Here is a 12,022-nt window from a genome sequence, read left to right on the forward strand (position 1 = left end):
ATGAACCATTCCTTTTTTTAGTGATTAACTTGCCTGTTTTTTATGACTTTCTTTCAATTTCTCTGCTTGTAAAAAGCGATTCGTTTCAGCGACAACAATACCACTTAATCCGATTAGACCAATTAAGTTTGGAATCGCCATAAGTCCATTTGCAATATCGGCAAATGTCCATACGACACCTAGCTTTAAATTAGCACCTATTGCAATCATAACGATAAAGATTGCTTTATAATATCGTACAGCACCTTGTCCGAATAAATAAGCTACACACTTCTCTCCGTAATACGACCAACCTAAAATAGTAGAGTAGGCGAATAATATAATGGCGATACCGAGAATCATACTACCAGCAGTACCGAATACGGATTGGAATGCTAATGTTGTAGCTTCAACACCAGTTTTACCTGATTTCCATGCGCCTGTAGTAATTAATACTAGCCCCGTAATTGTACATACAATAAATGTATCTAGAAAAGTACCAGTCATAGAAACTAAAGCTTGTTTTGCAGGTGAATCTGTTTTGGCAGCAGCCGCAGCAATAGGAGCACTTCCTAAACCAGCCTCGTTAGCAAATACACCACGTGCCATTCCTATTTGAATTGCAGATGCAACTGTTGCTCCGATAAAACCACCAGCAGCTGCAGTACCTTGAAATGCACCAGAAAAAATAAGTGAAAATGCTTCTGGAATTTGATCAAAGTGATAGAAAATAATAATAAGGCCAGCGATTATATAAAAGAATGCTTTAATAGGAACGATATATCCAGTAACTCTACCAATCTTTTTTACACCGCCCAAAATAACGATAGCGATTAAGAATGACATGAGTATACCAGTTAATGCAGGAGGGAAAGAAAAATTGATTCGCATTGCCTCTGCAACTGAATTAGATTGAACCATATTACCGATACCGAAAGAAGCAGCTGTGCCGAATATAGCGAATAAAACAGCCAGCCATTTTTTCCCTAAACCACGTTCTAAATAATACATTGGTCCACCGGAGTATTCACCATTTTCATTACTAACACGGTATTTCACCGCAAGAATTGCTTCGGCATACTTTGTTGCCATTCCAAATAAAGCAGTAATCCACATCCAAAAGATTGCGCCGGGTCCACCGATTGTCACAGCAGTTGCGACACCTGCTATATTTCCCATACCAATCGTTGCAGCCATAGCTGTCATCAGTGCTTGGAAGTGACTAATATCTCCAGAAGATGATGTATCCTCTGATTTTTTAAAAGCTAGCTTGTGAGCGTATATTAGTTTACTAAACTGTAAACCTTTTAAGCGCACTGTGAGAATGATACCAGTTCCAACGAGTAGCAACAAAGTTGGTAACCCCCACACATACTGATTAATTTGTTCTAATACTTTACTTACTGTCTCCATCTGTATTCTCCTTTTTTAGAAAAAATAAAAACCACTTCAAGGAAATGAAATGGTCTCTGGAGAAACAAGGGATAGAAAAATAAACCGATACAAATCGGCATTTTCTTTCGCTTGTCTCTGTCCTTTTACCTGAGAGATTATCCGCTAGATTAGCGGATTTGCTCCTTCGGTGCTCGTTTTCCTCCGCGCTATATTAAGCGAGAGGGAGTCTCTCCAGAGATTCGTCCCCATGCAGTTCTACTTGTAAACAAGACCTGAGAGTTTCAAAGTTGGTTCAGCAACTTTTTGCCCCATCGGTAGATCAATAGACCTTCTCCTGAATGGTTCATCCGAATTATAAAATTAAAAACTTAAACGCATTGATTCTGTATAGAATCAATAAAAACATTATAGATATACAATTAATGAAATGCAATCATTTTTTATTTTGAAATAGTAAATAAACTTATTTTTTTGGTATTCCTAATTTATCTTCTATTTTATGATCTCAGGAGAGATTACTTATTATATATTCGAAAAATGAATGGTGATAAAAGAGATAGGACGTAACAATGTAGGATTATTTATGTCTTACTTTCAAATTTTCAATTCTGAATTATTTGAATTATAATTGTTGTATGTGTGGAATAAACCAATATTTTATAGGGAAATGAGTTGATAAATTGCCAAGAATAAAAAAAATAGGGCGTTTTTGTCCTGTGGATGATGAAGGATTTATTATAAACGATGCACATTTTAATAAAATTCAGCCTGTGTTTTTGGAGGTAATACAAGAAATAAAGGATACTTGTTGTCAATTTTTGCGGGATGATTTGCACAGTGTTTATATAAGGGGTTCTATTCCAAGAGGGATTGGGATAGAAGGAGTTGCAGATGTAGATATGATTATATTAGTTCGAAAGAATCCTCAAGTAATTGACTTAAGCTGGAGAAAGGAGCTAGAAGTCCAAATTACACAGCAGTTTAATTGTATATCAGGAGTGGAGTTAAGTTTTTATAGTGAAAAAGAAGTAATAAACTCAGAGGATTTTTCTTTTATAGGATTTATGATTCAGACACATAGTGTATGTATATTAGGTGAAGACGTAAAATTATATTTACCTAAATATAAAGTAAGTCAGGAGATAGTGTATGAACATCTCATTCATTTGCGGAAACAAATTGAACAAACACACGAAGAGTTAATTCATAATAAGGACGTAGATGATATAGAGGATTGTTGTCGTTGGATCATGAAGATTGTAGTCAGGGCAGGTCTAGCATTAACAATTGATAGAGAAGGGCTGTATTCCAGGGACCTATATCCAGCATATGAGTTATTTAGTAAGCATTTTCCCGAACAAGAAAAAAATATGAGGAAAGCACTACAATATGTAATTGAACCGATAAAAGATATAGAAGAAATCTTATCATTTTTAGATACGTTTGGTGATTGGTTGATAGAAAAAGTAGAGGATTCTTTGAAAAATATACAAATTTAATAAACTATAATTTCATTATGTAAACAGATTGTATTGAAGAATAGAAGAGAGGAGAGATATTGGGATTTTTACATTTAGGAAATCAATGATCTTAATGTCCGTGATTTTGCAGATTATTATGGAATCACAGAGGATGTGGCGACAGGAAGCTCAAATGGATGTTTAGCGGCGTATCTTATAAAATATCGTTATCTTGGAACGGAAAAGATAAATATGCATGTTGGACAAGAGGATGAGATAAATCGCCATTCTCTAATACATATAGAAGCAGAGGTGATTGAGAGTAAAATTAATGTTTGCGTTGGTGGAAAAATAGAAAGTATTGCAAGTGGGAAATGAACCGTATCATAAGGGGGATTAGAAATGCTATTAAAAACAATATTTTGTAAGGTGGAAGAAGAGAAAAGGGAATTGTTTTCTGATGCACAAGAAAAATGGCGTGATTTACAGTATTTAGACGGATTCTATGGACAATTTGGTGGGTGGAATGAAGCTGAAGCGTGTGTGTATACTTTATGGAAGGATAGAAATGCATATCAATCATTCATGAATGATGCTCATGATACAATTTTTTTAAATAGTAATCAAGAAGGCACATATACTTCCTGTAATATTGAAATGTTTCAAACGTTGTATGATATAACAGAAACTCCTTTGAAAGACGTAACTGCACAAGGGTCATTTGTAAGAGTTGCAATTTGCGATGTGAAAGAAGGTAAAGAAAAGGATTTTTTACATACGCAAGAAACAATTTGGAATAAAGGAATGGAAAATGCAAAAGGAATGTTAGGTGGAGTTGTTGGGAAGTCTTTAAAGACTGAAAATCGTTACATAGTATTAACGTATTGGCAAGATGAAATAGCACATGAACTCTATATGAAAGAAATTTTCCCAGAGTTATATCAGTTAGCAAATGTAAATGAGTATGTTGAAAATATAAATGGGAAGAGAGTTATTCGGAAGGAAGAATGGTCTGTTGCCGCTTCTAAATAAAGTTAGAACTTATTAAAGTAGCTAGTTTCGAAAAATTTGATACAGAACATTAGTTCTTGTATAATTACTTTGTACAAGAATAAGAGGGGAGATATTTAAATGAGTAGAGTTTTAAGATTTGAATTGCAAGTCCCAAACCCTGAAGAAGCTATTCAATTTTATACAAATAGTTTTGGATGGAAGTTTGAAAAAATGCCTGGGCCACATGACTATTGGTTCATAATTACAGGTGAGAGTGATAGACCTGGTATCGATGGTGGATTAATGAAATCACCTGATGGTGCTACTAGGACAACTAATTCGATTGAAGTACCTTCAGTAGATGAGTACATAAATAAAGTTATTGAAAATGGTGGACAAGTAGTTGTACCTAAAACTGCTATTCCTAATATGGGTTACTTTGCTTATTGTATAGATAATCAAGGGCTTCTTTTTGGAGTATGTGAAGAAAATAGTGAAGCGTAAAAAATTAGGGGAGTTCGAGATTATTTTGTTTGTTGAACGATGTTTTCTATCAAAGATTATAATTATTGAACACTTTTGTATAAAAACTAGTATTCGTTTAGTTGAAGAAGGATCCATTTTGATTATTTTCAAAAGGGTTCTTTTTTATTTTTCACATATTGTGAGTTATTTAGGCATGATTAATCAAACTTATATCGGTATATTATCTATGAAAAAAGTAAATAAATGATGTTATATTCAAGGGTTGATCTATTGACTGCTAAACAGTTTGAGGTGAAAAGGAAAAGAGGACCAATTATTTTCGTGTAAACATGTAATTAAGTGAAGACGTCATATACCCTTTCATGTTAATATATTTAAGTTATAATAGGAGGCTTACCCTTTTGTATTGTACGGTAGAAGCAGTGTGAGCTTGAAATTTTTTATGAAAAGGATGTGCCTAACTTGCGTATCAATAAATTTATTAGTGAAGCTGGAAAAGCGTCTCGACGTGGAGCAGATAAGTTAATTAACGAGAGAAAAGTAATTATTAACGGTAAGGTTGCAAAAATTGGTGACCAAGTAAATCCAGGTGATGACGTACGAGTAAATGGAGAGCAACTTCGTATTGCTCGAGACCATGTGTATATCGCTTTAAATAAACCAGTAGGTATTACATGTACAAGTGAAAAAGCCGTAAAAGGTAACATTATCGATTTAGTGAATCATCCTTTACGAATTAATCACATCGGACGTCTCGACAAAGACTCAGACGGTTTAATTTTGTTAACGAATGATGGCGATATCGTTAATGAGATTTTACGTGCTGAAAACAAACATGAGAAAGAATATATCGTTTCAGTAGATAAGCCGATTACACCGGAGTTTTTAGAGAAAATGGCAGCAGGTGTTAAAATTTTAGATACAAAAACACTTCCTTGTGAAGTAACACAGTTATCAAAATATGAGTTCCAAATTATTTTAACACAGGGGCTAAATCGTCAAATTCGCCGTATGTGTGAAGCTTTGGGTTATCAAGTATACACGTTAAAACGTACGAGAATTATGAATATTGAGTTGAATAATTTACCAGTCGGACAGTGGAGAGATTTATCGAAAAAAGAGAAGAAACGCCTATTTTCAGACTTAAATTACGAACCACAAGATTGGTAAAAAAGAGAAGGGGAGACCAAAAAATGTTTTTGGTTTCTTTTTTTTGAATAAAAAATATATTTTTAACACTTGTAAAAATAAAATGAATAGGATATATTAAATAACAATAAATGTAATTGTTACAAAAGCAAAGAAAAGGACACGAGTTATTTTAAACGGTTATACAGAGAAGGAAGGAAAGCTGAGAACTTCCTAACGCAGTAAAATAACTTACCACCTTAGAGCTGCACTGGGGAAATCAAGTATCTAGTGCCGTGTAAGCGACGTTATCGCAAAAGAAGCCATTATGTTTTTTGTGATGGGAATCTGGGTGGAACCACGAATATAAGCATATTCGTCCCTATTTACTAGGGATGAATATGCTTTTTTATATTTTATTTCATAATAAGCGAAGAAAAGGACACGAGTTATTTTAAACGGTTATACAGAGAAGGAAGAAAAGCTGAGAACTTCCTAACGCAGTAAAATAACTTACCACCTTAGAGCTGCACTGGGGAAATCAAGTATCTAGTGCCGTGTAAACGACGTTACCGTAAAAGAAGCCATTGTATATTTGCGATGGGAATCTGGGTGGAACCACGGGTAAAAGCACACTCGTCCCTATTTTAGGGATGAGTGTGCTTTTTATTATGAAATGGAGAGATGAAAAATGAAAAAACAGATGATCGAAATTAAATTTCCAGATGGTAGCGTTAAAGAATTTGTGAAAGGCATTACTTTAGAAGAAATTGCTGGGGCAATTAGTAGTAGCTTGAAAAAGAAAGCAGTCGCAGGAAAAGTTAATGATAAGTCTTTTGATTTACGACGAAACATTGAAGAAAGTGCGAAAGTTGAAATCATTACTATGGATTCAGATGAAGGGGTAAAAATTGCAAGACACTCTGCGGCACATATATTAGCGCAAGCTGTAAAAAGAATTTATGGTGATGTAAACCTTGGTGTAGGGCCAGTCATTGAAAATGGATTTTATTATGACATGGATCTTCCAAGTAGTGTAAACGTAGAAGATTTACCGAAAATCGAAAAAGAAATGAAAAATATTATAAATGAAAATGTAAAGATAGAACGAGTTGAAATCTCTCGAGAAGAAGCAAAAAAACTGTTTCAAGAAATGAATGATAGTTTGAAATTAGAGCTTTTAGAAGCAATTCCTAATGGGGAGAGTGTAACACTTTATAAACAAGGTGAATTTGTAGATTTATGTAGAGGACCACATTTGCCATCTACTGGTTATTTGAAAGCATTTCAATTAACTCATGTTTCTGGTGCATATTGGCGAGGCGATAGTAACAATCAAGTGCTTCAGCGTATATATGGCGTTGCATTTGCTTCACAAAAAGAATTAGAAAATTATTTGCATTTTGTTGAAGAGGCTGCGAAGAGAAATCATCGGAAATTAGGTAGTGAACTTGAATTGTTTATGTTTTCGGAAGAGGCTCCGGGAATGCCCTTTTACTTGCCAAAAGGACAGATTATTCGCAATGAATTAGAAGCATTTTTAAGAGAAATTCAAAATGAGTACAATTATCAAGAAGTGCGTACTCCATTTATGATGAATCAAGAATTATGGGAGAAATCAGGACACTGGGGACATTACAAAGACAATATGTATTTCTCAGAAGTAGATCATAAAAGTTTTGCGTTAAAACCGATGAATTGCCCAGGCCATATGCTTATGTTTAAAAATAAATTACATTCTTATCGTGAATTACCGATTCGTATGTGTGAGTTCGGTCAAGTGCATCGACATGAATTTAGTGGCGCTTTAAACGGATTATTAAGAGTTCGTACTTTCTGCCAAGATGATGCTCATTTATTTGTAACTCCAGAACAAATTGAAGATGAAATTAAATCAGTAATGGCGCAAATTGATTACGTATATAAAACTTTTGGATTCCAGTATGAAGTAGAGCTTTCTACTCGTCCAGAAGATTCAATGGGTGATGATAAATTGTGGGAGCAAGCAGAAGCGGCATTAGAAAATGTATTACATTCATTAAATTATAAATATAGACTAAATGAAGGTGACGGCGCATTTTATGGACCGAAAATTGATTTCCATATTAAAGATGCTTTAAATAGAAGTCATCAGTGCGGAACAATCCAGCTCGATTTCCAAATGCCAGAGAAATTCGATTTAAATTATATAGATGAGAAGAATGAAAAGAGAAGACCAGTTGTCATTCACAGGGCAGTTTTAGGCTCGTTAGACCGATTCTTAGCGATATTAATTGAGCACTTTGGAGGCGCGTTCCCGGCATGGGTAGCACCAGTTCAAGTGAAAGTAATTCCAGTTTCAAATGCAGTGCATGTACAATACGCAGATGAGGTTGCAGACAAATTAGCACAAGCTGGAATTCGGGTTGAACGAGATATGCGAGATGAAAAGTTAGGATATAAAATAAGAGAAGCGCAAATGCAAAAAGTACCGTATGTTCTTGTTGTTGGTGATAAGGAAATGGAAAGCGAAGCTGTAAATGTACGGAAATATGGTGAAGAGAAGTCAGAAGTTCTTGAACTAGATGCGTTTGTGGAAAGTATGAAAGAGGAAATTAAAAATAGGAAATAGAGATTGATAATAAAACACACCATTAATATGTAATACTGAATTTAAAGTAATTAAAGATATATTAAATAACAATAACAAACGCAGAGAAGGGATAGCTTAATTGCTATCCCTTCATTTTAATTTCACTATTTAATCCCATTGGTTGAAGAAAGTTGTTGTCTGTATTTATTGAGTGAATTCGTCGCTTTTGTACTCCAAAATATCAACTGGTTGACAATCTAAAGTCTTACATATCGCTTCCAATGTTGAAAAACGAACCGCTTTTGCTTTCCCATTTTTCAGAATGGAAAGATTCGCCATCGTAATCCCAACCCTCTCCGAAAGCTCCGTTACGCTCATTTTTCGTTTTGCTAACATCACATCAATATTAATAATAATTGCCATATTCTCCACCTCAGACCGTTAAATCATTTTCTGATTTTATATTAATAGCTTCTTGTAAAAGCCTTTGGAGAACAGCAGCAAAAACGGCGATCACCATAGAGGCGAAAATGATGGTCAATCCGATTGGTATGAAACTTGGAGGATCAATTTTTTTTGCCATGAGATAGTAGAGTGGCATACCTAGCAAGTACAAGGTACTGATCGTGATGGCACAGTATTTTATATTCTTTAAAGCCTTTACCGATAATTCCGAGAACGCTTGGTTCTTATCAATATAGCTTAAAAGTTTAAAAGCTTGATACAGAGCAAAGTAAAAAGGTATCACTGCCGCGTACATATCAATTAAAACGAGAGATTTCATATAAGCAATATCTGGATACAATTCTCCAGCAAAATTCCCAATCTTAGGCACCAAAAATATGCACAATGCAAGAACTGGGAATCCTATAAAAGTAATAGCTAGCTTTAAAAAGAGTGTCGTAACTTGTTTCATAAAAAGCACCTCACTTATGTAATAACAACATGATTTTATCATGTTTTTTATCGTTTTGCAATAAAAATGTATTGTTTTTTATTTAATTATTATTGTTATTGAAATATCTTTTGAATTTTGATAACAATAAAAAGCATTTCTCATTCCAAAGAAATGCTCTTATGAAGTGGTTTGTTTTTTTAACCTTACAAAAATGTAAGGTAAATGTAAGGGAAATCGAATGAAAGGATTTTAGAAAAGTGAGAATATTAAGCAGAGAAATCGTTTGTATTTCTTATGTATCTCAATCTGCATTTGGAAAATTTAAAAATTCTTAAGAATTTTTATGAGAAAAATATAAGAAATATATGGGGAATTTATACTATACAAAAGGGATGGAGTGAAAGAGATGTCAACAAATGTAGTTACTGTAGAAAGTGTAGAAAAAACGTATGGAAAAAGAAATGAGAATCAGTCAAAAGCATTAAGGGGTGTTTCATTAAGTATTAAAGAAGGAGAGTTTGTAGGGATTATGGGTCCATCTGGATCCGGTAAAACGACATTACTAAATGTGATCAGTACACTTGATCAAGCGACAGGTGGTAGTGTAACAATAGCTGGCACAAATATTACTTCTATGAAAGGGAATGCATTATCAGATTTTCGTTCTCAAAAATTAGGATTTATTTTTCAAGATTTTAATCTACTAGAAAATTTATCAATTTATGAAAATATCGCTTTACCACTTTCCTTGCAAGGCGTACCATCAAGTGAGATTACTGGAAAAGTAAATGGGGTTGCGACGAAATTAGGGATTACTGAAATTTTAACTAAATATCCGACTGCTGTTTCTGGTGGACAAAAACAAAGAACAGCGGCAGCACGAGCTTTAGTACATAATCCGGCAATCGTATTAGCAGATGAACCGACAGGAGCACTTGATAGTAAAAATGCAAAAAGTTTATTAGAAGCGATGCAAGATTTACATGAAAATCACAATGTAAGTATTTTGATGGTAACACACGATGCATTTAGTGCGAGCTATTGTGAACGTATTTTATTTATACAGGATGGACTTCTTTATAAAGAGTTAAAACGTCAAGGAACACGAGAAAATTTCTATCAAGATATTTTAGGAGTGCTTGCCCAAATGGGCTCAGCAACTGAGTTGAAGTAAGGGGGGCGAGACTATGTTATTCAAATTATCACGTCATAGTATGAAAAAAATGTTAAAGGATTATATGGTTTTACTTATTGGTCTAGTCATTAGTATTAGTATTTTTTACATGTTCCAAACGATGGCGATGAATAGTGAATTTACAAAAGATAATAGTCTCATTGGTAGTATTAGGCTCGTCTTTTGGGTTGGTGCAATATTGCTTTCTTTCATTACAGTTTTTTACATCATATATGCCAATTCTTTTTTACTTACATTAAGAAGAAAAGAACTCGGTATGTACATGATGCTTGGAGCGAAAAAGAAAAAAGTAGCGCAATTATTATTTATTGAGACTTTTGGTATGGGGATTGTCAGTATTATTATCGGTATTTTAGTAGGAATAGTACTTGCTAGTGTAGCAGGAAATTTTTTAATGAATGGAATGGAGATTTCAGCAAAAGGTAATTACGCATCTGTGTACACACCAGCTATATTAGTTACATCTATTTTCTTCTTAATATTATTTTTCATTACTGGTTTAATGAATAGTTTCCGATTATTACGTAAAACAGAATTAGAGTTAATACGTGAAGATGAAACGCAAGATGAGGTGAAGAAAAGTAAGACTCGCACTGTTATTATGACAGTACTAGGTGTATTGCTAGTAAGTACAGGATATTATTTTATGGTGAATATAAAAATGTTTGCTGAACTAGGATTTATAATAGCGACAATTGTTACGACAGTAGGAACGTATTTCATTTTTAGCTCGTTGCTCCCACTTTTTGTAATGAAAATTAAGGGAAATAAAAAACGAAATGAAACGGGATTAAATAGTTTTACTTATGCACAGTTACGTTTTCGAGTAACTAGTTTATCGAGGGTACTAGGCACTGTAGCGATGTTAATTGCATTAGGTGCAGGTGCAATGACAGCAGGTATGGCGTTTCAAAAGAATGTAGGCATTATGACAGACTTCTCACGTGTATATGATGTCGTAATTCATGATCCAAATGAACAAGATAAAGCGGCATTAAAAGAAATGGAAATTGTTGAAGAAAGCAAGTATAAGTATAAAGTAGATGGAGAAGCGGTTTATTATTTACGTAACGACTTAACTGAAAAACCACCACTTATTTCAGATCATTTTGATACAAAGACTTTAAAAGAACCTGCTCGTAAACGTGTGGCTACACCTTTAACTGAACCTGTCTATTCTGCTTTGGAAGCTCCTGAAGTAGCGAATAAGCTTCCTCGTATGCCAAAAGATTGGGAAGATGCGGTTGTAAGAGAGATACAAATTACACATAATCAGTTTAACGGAAAACCGGTAAGAATTGCAGATGAAGAGCATTACAAAGGAATTCAAGGAACAGAACATACTGTAACATTAGCAAAAGTAGATGATATGAAAAAATATAAACCATTGTTGCTCGATATAGATAAGAGACAAAAAGAATTAATTGAAAAAACAACAGGCGCAAAAGTAGAACTATATACGAAAATGACAATTTATCAGTTCGTGAACAGTTTCATGAGCGGAACAATGTTTATGGGGTTTTTCCTTGGAATTGCGTTTTTAGCAATGATGGCGAGTTCTCTTATGTTCAAAATATTAACAGGCGCTTCTCGTGATGTACGCCGTTATGAAATGCTACGAAAAATCGGTGTGAGACGTAGTATGTTAACAAAAAGTATATATAAAGAAATCTCATATTTATTTATCTTCCCAGCGATTATTGGAATCTCCCACGTTTTAGTAGGGCTTAACTTATTCAGTTTCATATTAGTTGACCCATTTGTAAAAGTGTGGATGCCAATAGGAATCTTCATAGTAATTTATTTCATTTATTATTGGATTACTGTCCAACTTTATAAAGGTATGGTAATGCCGAAAGAAGAAGTGGTGAAATAGTTTAACGAAAAAGCCCTTGTTATGAAAACAAGGGCTTTTT

11 protein-coding genes, 1 riboswitch and 2 other annotated features are annotated in these 12,022 nt (G+C 34.1%); of the genes, 8 read left to right on the forward strand and 3 right to left on the reverse strand.

From position 1 onward, the window contains the following. Positions 1–24: 24 nt before the first annotated feature. A complete protein-coding gene (locus MKY90_RS11765; RefSeq protein WP_002012784.1) occupies positions 25–1,392 on the reverse strand; it encodes an alanine/glycine:cation symporter family protein in 1,368 nt (455 codons plus the stop codon). A 107-nt stretch (positions 1,393–1,499) separates the two neighbouring features. After that, a riboswitch (glycine riboswitch) is annotated at positions 1,500–1,619 on the reverse strand. Between the two features lie 435 nt (positions 1,620–2,054). Between MKY90_RS11765 and MKY90_RS11770 the strand changes: the two genes are divergently transcribed. The 6 genes from MKY90_RS11770 to thrS all read left to right on the forward strand — a co-directional run bounded on the left by MKY90_RS11770 (position 2,055) and on the right by thrS (position 8,052). Beyond that, positions 2,055–2,873, forward strand: a complete 819-nt coding sequence (locus tag MKY90_RS11770) for a nucleotidyltransferase (protein WP_098634978.1) — start codon at positions 2,055–2,057, stop codon at positions 2,871–2,873. Positions 2,874–2,954: 81 nt separating this feature from the next. Beyond that, a complete protein-coding gene (locus tag MKY90_RS11775) occupies positions 2,955–3,212 on the forward strand; it encodes a PhzF family phenazine biosynthesis protein (RefSeq protein ID WP_098634979.1) in 258 nt (85 codons plus the stop codon). 24 nt (positions 3,213–3,236) lie between these two features. Beyond that, positions 3,237–3,866 carry a DUF4937 domain-containing protein gene (locus MKY90_RS11780; RefSeq protein WP_098168164.1) on the forward strand — a complete coding sequence of 210 codons (630 nt, stop codon included), beginning with the start codon at positions 3,237–3,239 and terminating at the stop codon, positions 3,864–3,866. Positions 3,867–3,965: 99 nt separating this feature from the next. Then, positions 3,966–4,331, forward strand: a complete 366-nt coding sequence (locus MKY90_RS11785; protein ID WP_002031902.1) for a VOC family protein — start codon at positions 3,966–3,968, stop codon at positions 4,329–4,331. Between the two features lie 444 nt (positions 4,332–4,775). After that, positions 4,776–5,483, forward strand: a complete 708-nt coding sequence (locus MKY90_RS11795; RefSeq protein ID WP_002085707.1) for a pseudouridine synthase — start codon at positions 4,776–4,778, stop codon at positions 5,481–5,483. Between the two features lie 121 nt (positions 5,484–5,604). After that, positions 5,605–5,828: a binding site (T-box leader), on the forward strand. A 37-nt stretch (positions 5,829–5,865) separates the two neighbouring features. Then, positions 5,866–6,088, forward strand: a binding site (T-box leader). Between the two features lie 44 nt (positions 6,089–6,132). Continuing rightward, positions 6,133–8,052 carry a threonine--tRNA ligase gene (thrS, locus tag MKY90_RS11800; RefSeq protein WP_098168165.1) on the forward strand — a complete coding sequence of 640 codons (1,920 nt, stop codon included), beginning with the start codon at positions 6,133–6,135 and terminating at the stop codon, positions 8,050–8,052. Positions 8,053–8,217: 165 nt separating this feature from the next. On the opposite strand, the gene MKY90_RS11805 is transcribed toward thrS, so the two are convergent. Both MKY90_RS11805 and MKY90_RS11810 read right to left on the reverse strand, forming a co-directional pair. Then, a complete protein-coding gene (locus tag MKY90_RS11805; protein WP_098168166.1) occupies positions 8,218–8,436 on the reverse strand; it encodes a helix-turn-helix domain-containing protein in 219 nt (72 codons plus the stop codon). Between the two features lie 10 nt (positions 8,437–8,446). Continuing rightward, positions 8,447–8,929, reverse strand: coding sequence for a DUF2975 domain-containing protein (locus MKY90_RS11810; RefSeq protein WP_016102056.1), 483 nt, complete (start codon positions 8,927–8,929; stop codon positions 8,447–8,449). Positions 8,930–9,317: 388 nt separating this feature from the next. On the opposite strand from MKY90_RS11810, the gene MKY90_RS11815 reads away from it, so the two are divergent. Together MKY90_RS11815 and MKY90_RS11820 are read left to right on the forward strand one after the other, a co-directional pair. Further along, positions 9,318–10,085, forward strand: coding sequence for an ABC transporter ATP-binding protein (locus MKY90_RS11815; protein WP_016102055.1), 768 nt, complete (start codon positions 9,318–9,320; stop codon positions 10,083–10,085). Positions 10,086–10,098: 13 nt separating this feature from the next. Then, on the forward strand, positions 10,099–11,982 hold the full coding sequence (locus MKY90_RS11820) for an ABC transporter permease (RefSeq protein ID WP_098168167.1): 1,884 nt from the start codon (positions 10,099–10,101) through the stop codon (positions 11,980–11,982). Positions 11,983–12,022: the final 40 nt, after the last annotated feature.

It is taken from the genome of Bacillus sp. FSL P2-0099, from assembly GCF_038007445.1.
Taxonomy (GTDB): Bacteria; Bacillota; Bacilli; order Bacillales; family Bacillaceae_G; genus Bacillus_A; species Bacillus_A mycoides.

Bases quoted from the DNA above. Each gene is read 5' to 3' on its own strand.
- MKY90_RS11815 (WP_016102055.1), top strand. From the start codon at position 9,318: ATGTCAACAAATGTAGTTACTGTAGAAAGTGTAGAAAAAACGTATGGA.
- thrS (WP_098168165.1), top strand. From the start codon at position 6,133: ATGAAAAAACAGATGATCGAAATTAAATTTCCAGATGGTAGCGTTAAA.
- MKY90_RS11765 (WP_002012784.1), bottom strand. From the start codon at position 1,392: ATGGAGACAGTAAGTAAAGTATTAGAACAAATTAATCAGTATGTGTGG.
- MKY90_RS11785 (WP_002031902.1), top strand. From the start codon at position 3,966: ATGAGTAGAGTTTTAAGATTTGAATTGCAAGTCCCAAACCCTGAAGAA.
- MKY90_RS11805 (WP_098168166.1), bottom strand. From the start codon at position 8,436: ATGGCAATTATTATTAATATTGATGTGATGTTAGCAAAACGAAAAATG.
- MKY90_RS11820 (WP_098168167.1), top strand. From the start codon at position 10,099: ATGTTATTCAAATTATCACGTCATAGTATGAAAAAAATGTTAAAGGAT.
- MKY90_RS11810 (WP_016102056.1), bottom strand. From the start codon at position 8,929: ATGAAACAAGTTACGACACTCTTTTTAAAGCTAGCTATTACTTTTATA.
- MKY90_RS11780 (WP_098168164.1), top strand. From the start codon at position 3,237: ATGCTATTAAAAACAATATTTTGTAAGGTGGAAGAAGAGAAAAGGGAA.